We start from the raw sequence: 16,255 nt of genomic DNA, 5'->3' as shown, positions 1-16,255 counted from the left end.
TTTTTTCCCGCAAACACATCGAATCAGCCTATTTAGGCTATTTTTTCCACCATTTCTGGCGTTATTTCCGGTTTTTACTGAGATCTCTCCCACTGACGTATCATTTGGTCCACCCGAAACAGGTTGGCCAGGGTGAATAACATCGCCAGTTGGTTATCGTTTTTCAGCAGCCCTTTGTATCTGGCTTTCACGAAGCCGAACTGCCGCTTGATGATGCGAAACGGGTGCTCCACCCTGGCACGGATGCTGGCTTTCATGTATTCGATGTTGATGGCCGTTTTGTTCTTGCGCGGATGCTGCTTCAAGGTTTTTACCTTGCCGGGACGCTCGGCGATCAGCCAGTCCACATCCACCTCGGCCAGCTCCTCGCGCTGTGGCGCTCCTTGGTAGCCGGCATCGGCTGAGACAAATTGCTCCTCTCCATGAAGCAGATTACCCAGCTGATTGAGGTCATGCTCGTTGGCCGCGGTGGTGACCAGGCTGTGGGTCAGGCCACTCTTGGCATCGACACCAATGTGGGCCTTCATGCCAAAGTGCCACTGATTGCCTTTCTTGGTCTGATGCATCTCCGGATCGCGTTGCTGCTCTTTGTTCTTGGTAGAGCTGGGTGCCTCAATGATGGTGGCATCCACCAAAGTGCCTTGGGTCATCATGACGCCTGCTTCGGCCAGCCAGCGATTGATGGTCTTGAACAATTGACGGGCCAGTTGATGCTGCTCGAGCAGGTGGCGGAAATTCATGATGGTGGTGCGATCCGGCAGGGCGCTATCCAGGGATAATCGGGCAAACAGGCGCATGGAGGCGATTTCGTACAGGGCATCTTCCATGGCACCGTCGCTCAGGTTGTACCAATGCTGCATGCAGTGAATACGCAGCATGGTCTCCAGCGGATAGGGCCGTCGGCCATTGCCCGCCTTGGGATAAAACGGCTCGATGACAGCGGTCATATTCTGCCATGGCAGAATCTGCTCCATGCGGGAGAGGAAAATCTCTTTTCGGGTCTGACGGCGCTTAGTGCTGAATTCACTATCGGCGAAGGTGAGTTGATGGCTCATGATGTCCCTCTGGGATGCGCTCCGGATGAATATGATGATCTCATATCAGGAACTTGTTCGCACCTTCCCTAGCGTAATCATCATTGCACTCGCCCCGCATTAAAGATGAGAGAGGACATCCTGGAGCAATTGCCGACACAATTCCACTGTCTTGATTTTAATAAGTTTAATTTCATTAGTTCCGTATTAATTTTCAGATTTATCCCTGAATCTAAAATAATCTTATCCTGGTTACAGAGTAATAGCCAGTTTTAGATAAAACAGACACATAAGGATGACGCTAATTTTAGGTAAATTTAACTTTAATCAGCTTATTCAAGAAAAACCGGCATGATTTAATAGTTACCCTGCCGGCAGTGAGACGTGTTCGGGCAGATTAAATACGTCGTGCCTGCCAGAAATTTTTACGCCAGTAAACATTATCCAGAGAAGAGCGCATCACACCACGGCTTGTTGAGGCATGAATAAACTGGTTGTCCGTGTCATAAATGCCGACATGCAGGCCACTTTCTCCCGAACCGGTTTTGAAAAAGACCAGGTCTCCCGGCAGCAGATCGTCTTTATCAATTTCAGTCCCAATTTCAGCCTGCTTGCGCGTTTCGCGCGGAAGCTGTAAATCAAACTTGTCACGAAACGTCATCAGCACAAAACCAGAGCAGTCCACCCCGCCGCGACTCATACCGCCGTAGCGATAAGGCGTCCCGCGCCAGTTGCTCAGCTGGTCGTTCAGACTGGCAATGACGGTGATAGAATCTGAAAGCCGCGGATTAGGCGGCGGTGCACGATGGCTGCTGCATCCCGCAAGAAAGAGTGCCGCCACCAGGATAAACCAGAATCGCATTTTCAGACGAATCCTCTGCTTTTATTGTTCTTTCGGTAATTTAGCGCGCAAGTGCGTTAACAGGCAAGAAACGGTTACTCCTGCCCCGTAGAAATCAGCATCTTATGTCCCTCGATATCCAGCCTGCGGAACGACATGTTATAGGCACGTGCCAGATGTGGCGGCGTAAGAACCTGGTCCCGCGCGCCGCTGGCAATCATCCTGCCGCGCGACAGTAGCCACACCCGATGGGCATGGCGCAACGTATGGTTAAGGTCGTGGCTGCTCATCACCACGGCAATACCTTTCCGGCTCAACGCGCTTAACAGCGAATCCAGCGCCGCCTGCTGGGCGACATCCAGACCACTCATGGGTTCGTCCAGGAGCAACATCCGCCCGTGAGGGTTGCCTGCGGGGTGGATCTGCAGAATGACCGCCGCCAGACGCACTCGCTGCCATTCACCGCCGGAAAGCTGGCTGGCATGGCGGGGCAGTTTATCTTCCAGTCCTAACGCCGCCGCCACCTCCGTAAGCAGTGCCGTATTCTGTTTGTCGTGCAAATGCAGCATCAGATAATGCCAGACCGGCATCGCAAACGGCGGCACCTGCTGCTGCACCAGATAGCTGCGCCGGTGGGCCAGCGAGCCGGGAGACCAGTCAGCAAGAGGATGTTCCAGCAGTGTGATCTGCCCGGGCCCGGTGGTCAGCCCTGCCATCCGCGCCAGCAGCGTGCTTTTTCCCGCGCCGTTTGGCCCAACCAGATGCAGGATTTCCCCCGCATTGATAGCGCCGGTCATCGGCTCCAGACGCCCCTTCTCGGCGACGTCCGTGAGCTGCATCAGCAGTGACATTATTTTGCCAGCGCCAGCTTGATCGATTCCATGACAATCGGATCCTCAGGCGTCATATCCGGCGAGAAGCGCTGAACGACCTGGCCGTCGCGACCGATCAGGAATTTTTCGAAGTTCCACAGAATATCGTCCGGATAGAGCGGCGCGCGGCCTTTGCTGGCCATACGCTCGTAAAAACCACTGCCCTCAGGCGCAACGGCCTTCGGCGCGGCAGCAATCAGCTTCGCGTACAGCGGATGGCGATCTTCGCCGTTAACATCAATTTTGCTGAACATCGGGAACGTTACGCCATAGGTGGTGCTGCAGAAGGTTTTGATCTCTTCTTCGCTGCCCGGCTCCTGGCCCAGGAACTGGTTGCACGGGAAGCCCAGCACGGTGAAACCGTCTTTCTCCCAGGCTTTCTGAATGTTCTCCAGCTGTTCGTACTGTGGCGTCAGGCCGCATTTGGACGCCACGTTGACGATAAGCAACACGTTGCCTTTGTAGCTTTCCAGCGTGGTTTTCTCGCCATCAATGGTCGTCACTTCGGTATTCAGGATATCAGTCTGCATAGCATTCCCTCAGGTTGTCTTATGGGTCGTTTTTTAACGTCCGGATTTTAATAGTAGCCAGATAAAGACTGGCGCGCCCAGCGTGGCGGTTACCACACCAATCGGTAACTCCGCGGCTGTCAGGGCAAGACGAGCGATGATATCAGCCACCAGCAGCGTGACGGCTCCGGCCACGGCCGAAGCCGGAAGCAAGGTTCGATGGTCCGTGAAGCCACACAGACGCAGCATATGCGGGATAACCAACCCGATAAAACCAATCGCTCCCGCCAGCGCCACGCTCACGCCCACCAGCCAACCGATGGCAATGACCAGCACGTTACGCCAGAACGCCATCGGCATGCCGAGCTGACGTGCTGAGATCTCCCCCAGCGCGAGCATGTTCAGCGGCTGCGCCTGCAGGGCTGCCCATACAATTCCAGGCACCAGAAGTGCCATCAGCCAGCCCTGATGCCAGTCAACGCCACCAAAGCCGCCCATCATCCAGTACATCAGCTGACGCAAGTCAAAGGAGGTCGAGAAGTATACCGCCCAGGTCATTAGCGCGCTGCAGATGATCCCCAGCGCAACCCCGGCAAGCAGCAGGCGGCTGGTCGACAAGTGGCGTCTGGCAAAGCGAAGCAGGATGATGGTGATCAGTAATGCGCCGAAAATGGCGCTGAGGCTAATACTCCATCCGGAGAGTTCTCCTCCGCCCAGCATTACCGCCGCAATCAGCCCGACGCCTGCACCGTTCGACACCCCGAGCAGCCCGGGTTCCGCCAGCGGGTTTTCAAACAGCGCCTGCATAACGGTACCTGACAGCGCCAGTGCAGCACCGACCAGCATCACCGCCACGGTGCGCGGCAGACGAATTTGCCAGACGAAGAGTTGCCCGTCAGGCCCCAGCCAGCGTTCGGGCCCAATCCAGCTGTCGCCCGCGCAGAGGCTGATACCCGCGGCGACAATCAGCAACAGCGCCAGCAATAGCAGGCGACGTCGGTCGGAACGGTGTTGGCGATGAGCATAATCAAGCATGAGCGTGGTTTTATTAGCGTGTGATGTCTTTGATTTTACGGTCGGTTTGCCAGAGAGCGCAAAGAAAAAAGGCCGCGTGGGCGGCCTTTTTGGTTAGTTCATATTACTCTGCTTTGGGCGTTGCGTTTTCGACACGGCTTTTTAACTTCTGGCCGGGTCTGAAGGTCACCACGCGGCGGGCTGTAATGGGAATATCTTCCCCCGTCTTCGGGTTACGGCCCGGACGTTGGTTTTTGTCTCGCAAATCAAAATTGCCAAAACCGGAGAGTTTTACCTGCTCACCATTTTCCAGAGCACGACGGATCTCTTCGAAAAACAGCTCTACCAGCTCTTTGGCATCCCGTTTGCTAAGCCCAAGCTTATCAAACAGATATTCTGACATTTCAGCTTTTGTAAGCGCCATAGGTTCAATCCCTCAATGATGCCTGGAATCGCTCTTTTAATGCCTCTACACATTTGGCGACGGTAGCGGCAATCTCCTCTTCTTCGAGTGTACGGCTGGTATCCTGAAGGATAAGGCTGATAGCGAGGCTCTTGAAACCTTCTGCTACGCCCTTGCCGCGGTACACGTCAAATAAGTTTACGCCAACTACCTGATTTACGCCAACTTTCTTACATTCGGCCAAAATATCTGCTGCGGGAACGTTTTCCGCGACCACAACCGCGATATCACGGCGGTTCGCCGGGAAGCGGGAGACGTCCTGCGCCTGAGGAATGACGCGGTCTGCAACCGGGCTCCACTCCAGCTCAAACACGATGGTACGGCCGTTCAGGTCCAGCTTACGCTCCAGCTCAGGATGAACAACACCAATGAAACCAATGCGTTTGCCGTCTAAATAGATCGCCGCACTCTGGCCCGGATGCAGGGCTGGAATCGCTTCTGCACGGAATTCAATTTCAGATAATTTACCGGTCAGATCCAGAATGGCTTCCAGATCGCCTTTCATATCGTAGAAATCAACCGTACCTTTTGCCAGGTCCCAGTGCTCTTCATAACGGTTGCCACTGATAGCACCAGCCAGCATGAGATCCTGACGGATGCCTAAATTTGCCTGATTATCCGGTACAAAGCGCAAACCGCTTTCGAAAATTCGCACGCGGTTTTGCTGGCGATTCTGGTTGTAAACGATAGTGCCCAGCAGCCCGGTCCACAGGGACAGACGCATTGCGGACATTTCGCTGGAGATTGGGCTTGGCAGGATCAACGCCTCCTCGCCCGGGTGGATCAGTTGCTGCAGCTTAGGATCAACAAAGCTGTAGGTGATCACTTCCTGGTAGCCTTTGTCGTTAAGCATGGTTTTCACACGCTTCAGGGACAGGTCGGCTTCACGATGGGTACCCATCACCAGACCGGCCTGAACGGGCTCGTCCGGGATGTTGTTGTAGCCGTATACGCGGGCCACTTCTTCCACCAGATCTTCTTCGATTTCCATGTCAAAACGCCAGGATGGCGCAACGGCTTTCCACTCGTCCTGACCTTCGGTCACTTCACAGCCCAGACGCGTCAGAATGTCGGTCACCTGGGCATCGGCAACATGATGACCAATCAGGCGATCGAGCTTGCTGCGGCGCAGGGTAATGGTTGCGCGTTTCGGCAGCGTCGCTTCGTGAGTGACATCGATAACCGGACCGGCTTCACCGCCGCAGATGTCGATCAGCAGGCGAGTCGCTCGCTCCATCGCTTTGTACTGCAGCGCAGGGTCAACGCCACGCTCGTAGCGGTGAGACGCATCGGTGTGCAGGCCATGACGGCGTGCGCGACCGGTGATAGAGAGCGGGCTGAAGAAGGCGCATTCCAGCAGGACGTTTTGCGTTTCGTCATTTACTCCAGAGTGTTCGCCACCGAAAATACCGCCCATCGCCAGCGCTTTGCTGTGGTCAGCAATCACCAGCGTATCCGCGTTCAGCTTCGCTTCGGTGCCATCAAGCAGAACCAGGGTTTCGCCCTCTTTTGCCATACGGACAACAATACCGCCTTCGATACGATCTTTATCGAACGCATGCATTGGCTGACCCAGTTCCAGCAGAACGTAGTTGGTGACGTCAACCACCGCGTCGATAGAGCGAATGCCGCAGCGGCGCAGTTTCTCTTTCATCCACAGTGGTGTTGGCGCTTTCACGTTGATGCCTTTTACCACGCGGCCGAGGTAGCGTGGGCAAGCATCTGCGGCGTCAACCTGAATAGGCAGTACGTCACTGATGGTCGCTTCTACCGGTACGATCTCCGGGGCGTTCAGTTCGGTCTGGTTCAGCACGGCCACGTCGCGCGCCACGCCGATGATACCTAAGCAATCAGCGCGGTTTGGCGTAACGCTGATCTCGATGGTGTTGTCATCAAGCTTCAGGTATTCGCGGATATCGGTGCCAATTGGCGCATCCAGCGGCAGCTCAATGATGCCGTTGTGATCGTCGGAAATACCCAGCTCGGAGAAGGAGCACAGCATACCTTCAGAAGGCTCACCGCGCAGTTTAGCCGCTTTAATTTTGAAATCACCCGGCAGTACCGCACCCACGGTTGCCACGGCGACTTTCAGGCCCTGACGGCAGTTTGGCGCACCGCAAACGATGTCCAGCAGGCGGTCGCCGCCGACATTCACTTTTGTCACGCGCAGTTTGTCGGCGTTCGGATGCTGGCCGCACTCGACCACTTCACCGACCACGACGCCGGTGAAGGCACCGGAAACCGGCTCAACGCCGTCAACTTCCAGGCCCGCCATGGTGATCTGGTCAGACAGCGCGTCGCTGTCCAGCGTGGTATTGACCCATTCGCGTAACCACAGTTCACTGAATTTCATTGTTCTGTCCTGCCCTTATTTAAACTGTTTGAGGAAACGCAGATCGTTTTCGAAGAATGCACGTAAATCGGTCACACCGTAACGCAGCATGGTCAGACGCTCCATGCCCATACCGAAGGCAAAGCCGGAGTACACTTCCGGATCGATACCGACGTTGCGCAGTACATTTGGATGCACCATGCCGCAACCCAGCACTTCCAGCCATTTGCCGTTTTTGCCCATCACGTCAACTTCCGCAGACGGTTCAGTGAACGGGAAGTAGGATGGACGGAAACGAACCTGCAGGTCTTCCTCGAAGAAGTTGTTCAGGAAATCGTGCAAAGTGCCCTTCAGGTTGGTGAAGCTGATGTTTTTATCAACAATCAGACCTTCCATCTGGTGGAACATTGGGGTATGGGTCTGATCGTAATCGTTACGATAGACGCGACCCGGCGCGATGATGCGGATTGGCGGTTCCTGATCCTTCATGGTACGGATCTGTACGCCAGAGGTCTGGGTACGCAGCAGACGCGTGGCGTCAAACCAGAAAGTGTCGTGGTCAGCGCGTGCCGGATGATGGCCAGGAATATTCAGGGCATCGAAGTTGTGATAATCATCTTCAATTTCCGGGCCAGTCGCCACGGTAAAGCCGAGCTCACCGAAGAAACTTTCAATGCGATCGATGGTACGGGTAACCGGATGCAGCCCCCCGTTTTCGATACGGCGACCCGGCAGAGAAACGTCGATCGTCTCTGCGGCCAGGCGCGCATTCAGCACCGCGCTTTCCAGTTCGGCTTTACGCGCGTTCAGTGCCTGCTGCACCTGCTCTTTAGCTTCGTTAATCACCGCACCCGCTGCCGGGCGTTCTTCTGGCGGCAGTTCACGCAGGGTTGTCATTTGAAGGGTCAGGTGCCCTTTCTTCCCAAGATATTCGACGCGGACATTGTCTAACGCGGCAACATCTGAGGCCTGATTAATGGCGGCTGTTGCACTGGCAACCAGCTCTGCGAGATGTGACATGATTTTCCTCATTATGTCGGTGCAGACACCGATTTGGTGGAGTTATTCTCTCAAATTCAGATACAAAAAAAGCCTCCATCGGGAGGCTTATCTGGCGCTGTTTTTCGTTTCATCTTTCACGCGCTAGCCTCCTGGAGTCAGGTGCTAAAGTAAAAGAAGAAGCGGAAAATAGCAGCATTCATGCTTGCGTTACCTTGTTGGGTAAAAACCGTTGAGAACTTATTGAAAAGCCTGCACGGATAAATGTCAATCTTCTGATGGTGTTAAATGAAAAGAGGAGGCAAAGCCCCCTCTCTCAACTGGCTTATGCCAGTGCTGCTTTCGCTTTTTCGACCAGAGCGGTGAACGCTACTTTGTCGAATACTGCGATGTCAGCCAGGATCTTACGGTCGATTTCAACAGAGGCTTTTTTCAGGCCGTTGATGAATTTGCTGTAAGAAATACCGTTCTGACGTGCTGCTGCGTTGATACGCGCAATCCACAGTTGACGGAACTGACGCTTACGCTGACGACGGTCACGGTAAGCGTACTGACCTGCTTTGATAACAGCCTGGAAGGCAACGCGGTATACGCGTGAACGCGCACCGTAGTAGCCTTTAGCTTGTTTCAAAATTTTCTTGTGACGTGCACGTGCAATTACACCACGTTTTACGCGAGCCATGTGTGCTCTCCTGTATCTATTCTAAGTTAAAAAAGTTAAACGTTAACGACTTATGCGTACGGCAGGCACGCGATTACCAGGCCCAGATCGCCTTTAGAAACCATGGCTTTTGGACGCAGGTGACGTTTACGCTTGGTAGCTTTCTTAGTCAGAATGTGACGCAGGTTAGCGTGCTTGTGCTTAAAACCACCTTTACCGGTTTTTTTGAAGCGCTTAGCAGCACCGCGTACGGTCTTAATTTTTGGCATTTTAATAACTTCCACTTCGCATTGTTAAATAAACGAAACATAGGCGAACAAAACCTATGAAACCCGAAGGCTCCACAGATTTTGCTGCTTGAAGGCCTTACTGTTTCTTCTTAGGAGCGAGCACCATGATCATCTGGCGGCCTTCGATCTTCGTAGGGAAGGATTCGACTACTGCCAGTTCACTCAGATCTTCACGGACGCGGTTAAGCACTTCCATACCGATCTGTTGGTGGGCCATTTCACGACCGCGGAAACGCAGTGTGATCTTGGCCTTATCGCCATCTTCCAGAAAGCGAATCAGGCTGCGGAGTTTTACCTGATAATCGCCATCGTCGGTACCAGGACGGAATTTGATTTCCTTAACCTGGATAACTTTTTGCTTCTTCTTCTGTTCCTTAGAAGACTTACTCTTTTCATAAAGGAACTTGCCGTAGTCCATGATACGACAAACTGGCGGTTCGGCGTTAGGGCTGATTTCAACTAAATCTACTCCAGCTTCTTCAGCCTTTTCGATTGCTTCTCTCAGACTCACAATCCCCAGCTGCTCGCCTTCCAGACCTGTTAAGCGAACTTCCTGGGCGCGAATCTCGCCATTGATACGATTCGGACGTGCCGTTTGAACTCGTTTTCCGCCTTTAATACCTTATTCCTCCAGTTGTTGAAGACTGCGGCTGCGAATCTCTTGTTGCAGCTTCTCAATCACTTCACTTACGTCCAGGCTGCCCAGGTCTTTACCACGGCGGGTGCGAACGGCAACTTTGCCTGCTTCCACCTCTTTATCACCACAGACCAACATATACGGGACACGACGTAAAGTGTGCTCGCGGATTTTAAAGCCAATCTTCTCATTTCTCAAGTCTGCTTTTACGCGAATGCCCGCATTTTGTAGTTTCTGCGTCAATTCTTTAACGTAATCTGCCTGAGAATCGGTAATGTTCATCACCACTACCTGCACTGGCGCAAGCCAGGTTGGGAAGAAGCCCGCGAACTCTTCGGTCAGGATGCCGATGAAGCGCTCCAGTGAACCGAGGATTGCACGGTGAATCATAACCGGTACCTGACGTTCGTTGTCTTCGCCAACATAAGAGGCGCTTAAACGCTGCGGCAGGGAGAAGTCCAGCTGTACAGTACCGCACTGCCAAGCTCTGTCGAGACAGTCATACAGGGTAAATTCAATTTTCGGACCGTAGAATGCGCCCTCGCCCAGCTGGTATTCGAACGGAATACCGTTCTCTTCCAGCGCCACGGCGAGATCCGCTTCTGCGCGATCCCATGTCTCATCGCTACCGATACGTTTTTCCGGACGCGTTGAGAGTTTGACCACGATCTTCTCAAAGCCAAAGGTGCTGTACATATCGTAGACCATACGAATACAGGCGTTAACTTCATCACGAACCTGATCTTCAGTACAGAAGATATGCGCATCATCCTGAGTAAAGCCACGAACACGCATCAGACCGTGAAGCGCACCTGATGGCTCGTTACGGTGGCAGCTACCGAACTCCGCCATACGCAGCGGCAGGTCACGGTAGGATTTCAGACCCTGGTTGAAGATCTGAACGTGGCCCGGGCAGTTCATTGGCTTAATGCAGTATTCACGGTTCTCGGACGAGGTGGTGAACATCGCATCTTTGTAGTTGTCCCAGTGGCCGGTTTTTTCCCACAGCACACGGTCCATCATGAACGGGCCTTTTACTTCCTGGTACTGGTACTCTTTCAGCTTGGAGCGTACGAACGTTTCCAGTTCACGGAAGATGGTCCAGCCGTCGTTATGCCAGAATACCATACCCGGCGCTTCTTCCTGCATGTGATACAGGTCAAGCTGTTTACCGATTTTACGGTGGTCACGCTTCGCCGCTTCTTCCAGGCGCTGCAGATAGGCGTTCAGGGCTTTTTTATCGGCCCATGCGGTACCATAAATACGCTGCAACATTTTGTTGTTGCTGTCGCCACGCCAGTAGGCGCCTGCGATCTTCATCAGTTTAAAGTGATGACAGAAACGCATATTCGGCACGTGCGGTCCACGGCACATGTCGATGTATTCTTCGTGATGGTACAAGCCTGGCTTGTCATCATGAGAGATGTTCTCGTCAAGAATAGAGACTTTATAGCTCTCGCCACGCTTGACGAAGGTTTCACGCGCTTCGTGCCAGCTGACTTTCTTCTTGATGACGTCATAGTTCGTTTCGGCGAGCTCGTGCATACGTTTTTCGAGCGCGTCGATATCTTCCTGGGTCAGGGTGTGGTCAAGGTCAACGTCATAGTAGAAACCGTTGTCGATAACCGGACCAATCGCCATTTTGGTGTTTGGCCACAGCTGCTTGATAGCATGACCTAACAGGTGCGCACAGGAGTGACGAATGATCTCCAGACCTTCTTCGTCTTTCGCGGTGATGATTGCAAGCGTCGCATCGTTTTCAATCAGATCGGACGCATCAACCAGCTCACCGTTCACACGGCCGGCGATGGTCGCTTTCGCGAGGCCAGGACCGATATCCAGGGCAACATCCATTGGGCTAACAGCGCGGTCGAAATGGCGTTGGCTGCCATCAGGAAGAGTAATTACAGGCATTTTATATCCTTATTTGCAGTGATGCCCCACACATAAGAGCATATACAAAGAAAATAATCGTGATTAAACAGTAGATTACGAAACATCTGACCAACAATCGTCAAATTGGTTCGTTATCCTGCACCTGCCGAATTCAGATAAATGCGGGTTTACGGCAAGGGACTTAATGTTAACACTAACAGCAAGGGGATTGCACCCTCTGCTGCCACAATGAAGGACTGGCATGTTGCAGATATTTGCAGATTGCGTCTCTCTGGCCCTCGCATTTCGCCGATGCTGAGCTAACTTTGAACAGGCCTTTAAAATCCACAGGTGCTTACCATGAACGTATCCAGTAGAACGGTAGTGATATTAAATATCCTGTCAGCAACCGGTTTATTGTTGATTCTCGCCGATCGATTCCACTGGTTCTGAGCTGAACCCCATACCGGCATAACCCGATTGCTTCCGGGAAGGGGCATATTTCGGCCCCGTTTGATAGACTATGCGTATCAACGGACAAGGATTAGGTTATGCCAACAAAACGATTTGCCGTAAAACACTGGAAAATGGTGCTGGTGCTGATTGCCATCTGCGGCGCGATGCTGCTACTTCGTTGGGCGGCAATGATTTGGGGTTAGAGAATCAGAAGGGACGTCTGGCAGAGATGAGAAACGGGCCGATATTTTCGGCCCGCCATGATTACATTCTATAACCCAGTGAAACGGTGGTTCTGCGATCGGTATGTTCAGGCGCGCTTGCTGGTGGTGAAGAGTTCCAGGTCACGTTGTAGGCCACTTTCAAACCGAAGTGTTCATTGATAGCCACGTTTAGGGCACTTTCAGAGTTCAGCGTCGTATCCTCGGCACCAAACACAGACACACCCTGAGTGAATTTGGTGTTATCGGTCATCTGCCATGCGTAGGTACCTGACGCATAACCCAGCGGCTGGGTTTCATCTTCGCCGTTGGTGTACTCGTCGTAGCGAACACCAGGACCGAATTCAAAACGGAAGCTGTGTACAGGCCCATTCAGGAACTGACGACCATAACCCGTCGTGAATACATCACGCTGGCGATAGCCATTATAACGGTCGGTTAACCAGCTTGCCTGACCGAATATGTAGTCATAGTCGGTCATGTTGTAACGGCTACGTCCACCTACCGCATATTTCTCGGAAGAGCGTTCATCGTTAGCGGACGTGTTGCTGGCATTCCCCCACAGCGACCATGCTGTGGTATTACCGTACCAGGTCAGGGTGCTGTCCGCCGTCAGAGAAGAGCTTTTTGTGTTACCTGATTGCGCGAGATACCCGGCATTCAGATTACCTTCGAAGGGTTTTTTGGCAGTGGAGGGATCGTCCATGACAGTAAAAACGGTGTCATCGGCGGTTGCATTCAGTGATGCAAATACGCCACCCGCCAGCATCAGTGCTGCGGGTACTGTCTTCAAAAGCTTCATTTTATTTAAGGAGTCCGTACAACAAAAAAAGAGACCACCACGGTCTCGGAAACTTTCTTGAGGATCAATGACAAGGCGTCCAGAGAAAGGTAACAAATTATAAAAAGGCGCAAATAACATAGCAATATTTTCTTATTTCATTTTTTGAATAAGAACGATCCCAAAGCGCGTTTTATTTTATATATCTTTTATCACGCTTGTTTAAGCATTCATTTTTAAAATCATACTGTTATTTACATTGCCTTCCTGTCGATCGGTGCCAGGCTTAAAAGAACCCATACTAAAAGGAGGTTATGATGGCTTCTATTTATACGCTGACACTCTCCCCTTCCCTCGACTCCGCGACTATCACCCCGCACATTTACCCTGAAGGTAAACTACGCTGTAGCGCCCCTGTGTTTGAGCCGGGCGGCGGCGGCATTAACGTGGCGCGCGCAATTACCCATCTTGGCGGTAAAGCCACCGCCATATTCCCTGCCGGGGGTGCCACGGGGGAACATCTGGTCTCTTTGCTGGCGGATGAACAGGTTGCCGTAGACACCGTAGCGGCTCAGGACTGGACCCGGCAGAATCTGCATGTCCACGTCGAATCCAGCGGGGAGCAGTATCGTTTCGTGATGCCGGGCGCCAGACTGAGCGATGATGAGTTTCGTCAACTTGAAGAGAAGGTACTGACCATTGAAAGCGGCTCACTGCTGGTTATCAGCGGTAGTCTACCGCCAGGCGTCAAAACGGAAAAGCTGACGGCGCTGGTTAAGGCAGTGCTTCAGCGTGGTATCCGCTGCATCGTCGACAGCTCAGGTGAAGCCCTGCAGGCAGCGTTAGTCCCCGGGCATCTTGAACTCGTTAAACCTAACCAGAAAGAGCTTAGCGCGCTTGTGAATCGCGAACTTAACCAGCCTGATGACGTGCGTACCGCCGCAGAAGAACTGGTTCGCAGCGGCAAAGCGCACCGCGTGGTCGTCTCTCTCGGTCCTCAGGGGGCACTGGCTGTCGACAAGACGGGCTTTGTGCAGGTTGTGCCGCCGCCCATGAAAAGCCAGAGTACCGTGGGTGCGGGCGACAGCATGGTCGGCGCGATGGCGCTAAAACTGGCGCAGGGTGCTTCTCTTCTGGAAATGACGCGTTATGGCGTCGCGGCGGGGAGTGCCGCCACCATTAATCAGGGGACGCGGCTGTGTTCGCTTGCCGATACGCAGAAAATCGTCGATTACCTTTCAAAAGACTGACCTCTATTCCCCTTCCCAATCGAAGGGGAATTTACCTTAAAGTCGCCAAATATGGCATATCGACTATGCTAAAAAAACTTTCAGAATAACAACGAGGTGAATTATGAGCAGTGGTGATATCACCCGCTATGTCGCAACCATCAATCTTCGTGAAGCGTCACTGACCGAGCTGAACGAGCTCAATAACGCCTTTACTCGCGCGAATTTTCTGCTCACGCTGACGGACGATGACGGCCATATTCATGATTTAGGCACGCTGACATTTGGTTTGATCGCGGCCCTGAGTGAAGAAGACGTTCACGCCCTGGCCGCCAGCCTGGTGGAAAGTGTGACCGACAAGCCCGCCGACATCACCGTGGAAACGTGGGAAAGCTGGCACAAAAAAGAACAATAAGTGCGCTGCATGAATTTAAACCGCTCAGGTGTGCGTTAGTTCGTATTTTTTTACCGCAATTATGCGCTAACTTTATGATCTGGCAGACAACATGGGAGAGTCAACATGTGGCAGGCTATCAGTCATCTTTTAAGTGAGCAACTGGGTGAAGGTGAAATTGAACTGCGTAACGAACTGCCAGGCGGAGAGATCCACGCCGCGTGGCATTTACGCTACGCAGGACGCGATCTTTTCGTGAAGTGTGATGAGCGAGAACTGCTCCCGATATTCACCGCTGAAGCCGACCAGCTGGAACTGTTGTCTCGCAGTAAAACGGTGACAGTACCGCAGGTGCTGGCTCTGGGCAGCGACCGGGACTACAGTTTCCTGGTCATGGACTATCTCCCTCCCCGCCCGCTGGATGCCCATAACGCCTTCATTCTTGGACAACAGCTCGCGCGCCTGCACCAGTGGAGCGACCAGCCCCAGTTTGGGCTCGATTTTGACAACGACCTTTCCACTACCCCACAGCCCAACGCCTGGCAGCGTCGGTGGTCGACGTTTTTTGCCGAACAGCGCATCGGATGGCAGCTTGAACTGGCCGCCGAAAAAGGGCTGGAATTTGGCAATATTGATGCCATCGTTGAGCATGTACAACAGCGCCTGGCCTCCCATCAGCCGCAGGCATCTCTACTGCACGGCGATTTATGGTCCGACAACTGCGCGCTGGGTCCCAACGGCCCCTATATCTTCGACCCGGCCTGCTACTGGGGTGACAGAGAGTGCGATCTGGCCATGCTGCCCCTGCATCCAGAGCAGCCCCCGCAAATATATGATGGCTATCAGTCAGTCTCCCCTCTGCCGTCCGATTTTCTCGAGCGCCAACCGGTGTATCAGCTTTATACGCTGATGAACCGCGCTATCCTTTTTGGCGGGCAGCATCTGGTCAACGCCCAGCGTGCGCTTGAACGCGTACTTGCGGCATAGGGACAAATCGGGTGGCCGTGCCGCCACCCTCATCTGTCAGAGAAAACCCAGCAGAGAGAAGAAGAAGTATCCCGCCACAATGATGATAATGGGGAAAATATAGAGCGGGAAAATTTGCAGGAAAATGGTGTGACGCGGTACCACAATGCGGGATTCAATCTGCTCCCGGCTCATTCCTTCCGGGCCTTTCGCCTGTTCCAGAATTAACTGATCCTCAACGCCTTCGCGCAGAAAACGGGTCTGGCGACTCATTCGCGCACCGGATGCCTGTAACGCCATGGCAATAAAAATCAACGCATAGATGACCCAGAACCCAATATTAAGCTGCTGGTGAAAATCCGGCGTTGGCGAGTTGAACCAGAAGACATTCAGGAACGGGGTGTTGAACCGCATCATCTCAATCATGACATGCGCAAAATCAAGCATGACGGCATTAATGCCTGGCTGTTTTTCGCTGTGATCGTACATAAATTTGAGCACAGAAATCAGCGTAGAGATGACGGCGGGAATAAAAATCACCCAGCCAGCAATACGTTTTAAGACAGCAATGCGTCCAGCTTGTTGATACGTCATCAGTTCCTCTTCATAAAGACGCGTTATTTGTGGCTAAGTCTACCTGCTGGACAGCATTTTCGCCCGATCTTTGAAAGCAATATGCTA

At 52.9% G+C, this 16,255-nt stretch carries 20 protein-coding genes and 1 other annotated feature; of the genes, 5 read left to right on the top strand and 15 right to left on the bottom strand.

Annotated features, from left to right (window positions below):
• Nucleotides 1–74: 74 nt before the first annotated feature.
• The 13 genes from BFV64_RS09290 to thrS all read right to left on the bottom strand — a co-directional run bounded on the left by BFV64_RS09290 (nucleotide 75) and on the right by thrS (nucleotide 11,566).
• Nucleotides 75–1,055, bottom strand: a complete 981-nt coding sequence (locus BFV64_RS09290) for an IS5-like element ISKpn26 family transposase (protein WP_000019445.1) — start codon at nucleotides 1,053–1,055, stop codon at nucleotides 75–77.
• A gap of 376 nt (nucleotides 1,056–1,431) precedes the next feature.
• Nucleotides 1,432–1,896 (bottom strand): C40 family peptidase, encoded by a 465-nt coding sequence (locus BFV64_RS09285; protein ID WP_014883495.1) that lies wholly within the window; start codon nucleotides 1,894–1,896, stop codon nucleotides 1,432–1,434.
• A gap of 74 nt (nucleotides 1,897–1,970) precedes the next feature.
• Complete coding sequence (btuD, locus tag BFV64_RS09280) at nucleotides 1,971–2,726, bottom strand: vitamin B12 ABC transporter ATP-binding protein BtuD (protein ID WP_023332773.1); 756 nt, start codon at nucleotides 2,724–2,726, stop codon at nucleotides 1,971–1,973.
• The gene (locus tag BFV64_RS09275) at nucleotides 2,726–3,277 is read right to left on the bottom strand and encodes a glutathione peroxidase (protein WP_014883493.1); all 552 of its coding nucleotides are present in this window, start codon (nucleotides 3,275–3,277) and stop codon (nucleotides 2,726–2,728) included. The genes btuD and BFV64_RS09275 overlap by 1 nt, the downstream gene beginning before the upstream one ends.
• A 33-nt stretch (nucleotides 3,278–3,310) precedes the next feature.
• Nucleotides 3,311–4,291 carry a vitamin B12 ABC transporter permease BtuC gene (btuC, locus tag BFV64_RS09270; RefSeq protein ID WP_014883492.1) on the bottom strand — a complete coding sequence of 327 codons (981 nt, stop codon included), beginning with the start codon at nucleotides 4,289–4,291 and terminating at the stop codon, nucleotides 3,311–3,313.
• A gap of 103 nt (nucleotides 4,292–4,394) precedes the next feature.
• Nucleotides 4,395–4,694: an integration host factor subunit alpha gene (ihfA, locus tag BFV64_RS09265; protein WP_003857805.1), complete on the bottom strand. Its 300-nt coding sequence runs from the start codon at nucleotides 4,692–4,694 to the stop codon at nucleotides 4,395–4,397.
• A 4-nt stretch (nucleotides 4,695–4,698) separates the two neighbouring features.
• Nucleotides 4,699–7,086: a phenylalanine--tRNA ligase subunit beta gene (gene pheT / locus BFV64_RS09260; protein ID WP_014883491.1), complete on the bottom strand. Its 2,388-nt coding sequence runs from the start codon at nucleotides 7,084–7,086 to the stop codon at nucleotides 4,699–4,701.
• 15 nt (nucleotides 7,087–7,101) lie between these two features.
• On the bottom strand, nucleotides 7,102–8,085 hold the full coding sequence (gene pheS, locus BFV64_RS09255) for a phenylalanine--tRNA ligase subunit alpha (RefSeq protein WP_010426091.1): 984 nt from the start codon (nucleotides 8,083–8,085) through the stop codon (nucleotides 7,102–7,104).
• A 62-nt stretch (nucleotides 8,086–8,147) separates the two neighbouring features.
• Nucleotides 8,148–8,272, bottom strand: a sequence feature (Phe leader region).
• Complete coding sequence (pheM, locus tag BFV64_RS25640) at nucleotides 8,223–8,267, bottom strand: pheST operon leader peptide PheM (RefSeq protein ID WP_001386830.1); 45 nt, start codon at nucleotides 8,265–8,267, stop codon at nucleotides 8,223–8,225. Its footprint overlaps the feature before it by 45 nt.
• Nucleotides 8,273–8,389: 117 nt before the next feature.
• Nucleotides 8,390–8,746, bottom strand: coding sequence for a 50S ribosomal protein L20 (gene rplT / locus BFV64_RS09250; RefSeq protein ID WP_000124850.1), 357 nt, complete (start codon nucleotides 8,744–8,746; stop codon nucleotides 8,390–8,392).
• Between the two features lie 50 nt (nucleotides 8,747–8,796).
• Nucleotides 8,797–8,994 (bottom strand): 50S ribosomal protein L35, encoded by a 198-nt coding sequence (gene rpmI / locus BFV64_RS09245; protein WP_001124225.1) that lies wholly within the window; start codon nucleotides 8,992–8,994, stop codon nucleotides 8,797–8,799.
• Nucleotides 8,995–9,091: 97 nt separating this feature from the next.
• Complete coding sequence (gene infC / locus BFV64_RS09240; RefSeq protein WP_059287945.1) at nucleotides 9,092–9,634, bottom strand: translation initiation factor IF-3; 543 nt, start codon at nucleotides 9,632–9,634, stop codon at nucleotides 9,092–9,094.
• A 3-nt stretch (nucleotides 9,635–9,637) separates the two neighbouring features.
• Nucleotides 9,638–11,566, bottom strand: a complete 1,929-nt coding sequence (gene thrS / locus BFV64_RS09235; RefSeq protein ID WP_014883490.1) for a threonine--tRNA ligase — start codon at nucleotides 11,564–11,566, stop codon at nucleotides 9,638–9,640.
• A 321-nt stretch (nucleotides 11,567–11,887) separates the two neighbouring features.
• Here thrS and yncL point away from each other — a divergent pair, with 321 nt between their 5' ends.
• Both yncL and yniD read left to right on the top strand, forming a co-directional pair.
• Complete coding sequence (gene yncL, locus BFV64_RS24140) at nucleotides 11,888–11,980, top strand: stress response membrane protein YncL (RefSeq protein ID WP_071819746.1); 93 nt, start codon at nucleotides 11,888–11,890, stop codon at nucleotides 11,978–11,980.
• Nucleotides 11,981–12,078: 98 nt separating this feature from the next.
• Nucleotides 12,079–12,186: a small membrane protein YniD gene (gene yniD, locus BFV64_RS25300; RefSeq protein ID WP_008500658.1), complete on the top strand. Its 108-nt coding sequence runs from the start codon at nucleotides 12,079–12,081 to the stop codon at nucleotides 12,184–12,186.
• A 61-nt stretch (nucleotides 12,187–12,247) separates the two neighbouring features.
• Here yniD and BFV64_RS09230 read toward each other — a convergent pair whose 3' ends face one another.
• The gene (locus BFV64_RS09230; protein WP_045281797.1) at nucleotides 12,248–13,006 is read right to left on the bottom strand and encodes a DUF481 domain-containing protein; all 759 of its coding nucleotides are present in this window, start codon (nucleotides 13,004–13,006) and stop codon (nucleotides 12,248–12,250) included.
• A gap of 296 nt (nucleotides 13,007–13,302) precedes the next feature.
• On the opposite strand from BFV64_RS09230, the gene pfkB reads away from it, so the two are divergent.
• The 3 genes from pfkB (at nucleotide 13,303) to BFV64_RS09215 (ending at nucleotide 15,595) form a co-directional block, all read left to right on the top strand.
• On the top strand, nucleotides 13,303–14,235 hold the full coding sequence (gene pfkB, locus BFV64_RS09225) for a 6-phosphofructokinase II (RefSeq protein ID WP_045281796.1): 933 nt from the start codon (nucleotides 13,303–13,305) through the stop codon (nucleotides 14,233–14,235).
• 103 nt (nucleotides 14,236–14,338) lie between these two features.
• Nucleotides 14,339–14,629 (top strand): type V toxin-antitoxin system endoribonuclease antitoxin GhoS, encoded by a 291-nt coding sequence (gene ghoS, locus BFV64_RS09220; RefSeq protein ID WP_014883487.1) that lies wholly within the window; start codon nucleotides 14,339–14,341, stop codon nucleotides 14,627–14,629.
• Between the two features lie 105 nt (nucleotides 14,630–14,734).
• Nucleotides 14,735–15,595 (top strand): fructosamine kinase family protein, encoded by an 861-nt coding sequence (locus tag BFV64_RS09215; protein WP_014883486.1) that lies wholly within the window; start codon nucleotides 14,735–14,737, stop codon nucleotides 15,593–15,595.
• A 36-nt stretch (nucleotides 15,596–15,631) separates the two neighbouring features.
• Here the strand turns inward: BFV64_RS09215 and BFV64_RS09210 are convergent, their stop codons facing one another.
• Nucleotides 15,632–16,168, bottom strand: coding sequence for a YniB family protein (locus tag BFV64_RS09210; protein ID WP_014883485.1), 537 nt, complete (start codon nucleotides 16,166–16,168; stop codon nucleotides 15,632–15,634).
• Nucleotides 16,169–16,255 lie beyond the last annotated feature (87 nt).

This window comes from Enterobacter kobei, from assembly GCF_001729765.1.
GTDB lineage: Bacteria > Pseudomonadota > Gammaproteobacteria > Enterobacterales > Enterobacteriaceae > Enterobacter > Enterobacter kobei.
The sequence above is the reverse complement of the archived record's forward strand: the minus strand, read 5'-3'. Positions and strand labels throughout refer to the sequence as shown.

Excerpts from the sequence above, each read along its gene's own strand:
- BFV64_RS09285 (WP_014883495.1), bottom strand. The coding sequence starts at position 1,896 with ATGCGATTCTGGTTTATCCTGGTGGCGGCACTCTTTCTTGCGGGATGC.
- pfkB (WP_045281796.1), top strand. The coding sequence starts at position 13,303 with ATGGCTTCTATTTATACGCTGACACTCTCCCCTTCCCTCGACTCCGCG.
- rplT (WP_000124850.1), bottom strand. The coding sequence starts at position 8,746 with ATGGCTCGCGTAAAACGTGGTGTAATTGCACGTGCACGTCACAAGAAA.
- pheT (WP_014883491.1), bottom strand. The coding sequence starts at position 7,086 with ATGAAATTCAGTGAACTGTGGTTACGCGAATGGGTCAATACCACGCTG.
- btuC (WP_014883492.1), bottom strand. The coding sequence starts at position 4,291 with ATGCTTGATTATGCTCATCGCCAACACCGTTCCGACCGACGTCGCCTG.
- yncL (WP_071819746.1), top strand. The coding sequence starts at position 11,888 with ATGAACGTATCCAGTAGAACGGTAGTGATATTAAATATCCTGTCAGCA.
- thrS (WP_014883490.1), bottom strand. The coding sequence starts at position 11,566 with ATGCCTGTAATTACTCTTCCTGATGGCAGCCAACGCCATTTCGACCGC.
- BFV64_RS09290 (WP_000019445.1), bottom strand. The coding sequence starts at position 1,055 with ATGAGCCATCAACTCACCTTCGCCGATAGTGAATTCAGCACTAAGCGC.
- BFV64_RS09215 (WP_014883486.1), top strand. The coding sequence starts at position 14,735 with ATGTGGCAGGCTATCAGTCATCTTTTAAGTGAGCAACTGGGTGAAGGT.
- rpmI (WP_001124225.1), bottom strand. The coding sequence starts at position 8,994 with ATGCCAAAAATTAAGACCGTACGCGGTGCTGCTAAGCGCTTCAAAAAA.
- BFV64_RS09210 (WP_014883485.1), bottom strand. The coding sequence starts at position 16,168 with ATGACGTATCAACAAGCTGGACGCATTGCTGTCTTAAAACGTATTGCT.
- BFV64_RS09275 (WP_014883493.1), bottom strand. The coding sequence starts at position 3,277 with ATGCAGACTGATATCCTGAATACCGAAGTGACGACCATTGATGGCGAG.
- ghoS (WP_014883487.1), top strand. The coding sequence starts at position 14,339 with ATGAGCAGTGGTGATATCACCCGCTATGTCGCAACCATCAATCTTCGT.
- btuD (WP_023332773.1), bottom strand. The coding sequence starts at position 2,726 with ATGTCACTGCTGATGCAGCTCACGGACGTCGCCGAGAAGGGGCGTCTG.
- BFV64_RS09230 (WP_045281797.1), bottom strand. The coding sequence starts at position 13,006 with ATGAAGCTTTTGAAGACAGTACCCGCAGCACTGATGCTGGCGGGTGGC.
- pheS (WP_010426091.1), bottom strand. The coding sequence starts at position 8,085 with ATGTCACATCTCGCAGAGCTGGTTGCCAGTGCAACAGCCGCCATTAAT.
- ihfA (WP_003857805.1), bottom strand. The coding sequence starts at position 4,694 with ATGGCGCTTACAAAAGCTGAAATGTCAGAATATCTGTTTGATAAGCTT.
- yniD (WP_008500658.1), top strand. The coding sequence starts at position 12,079 with ATGCCAACAAAACGATTTGCCGTAAAACACTGGAAAATGGTGCTGGTG.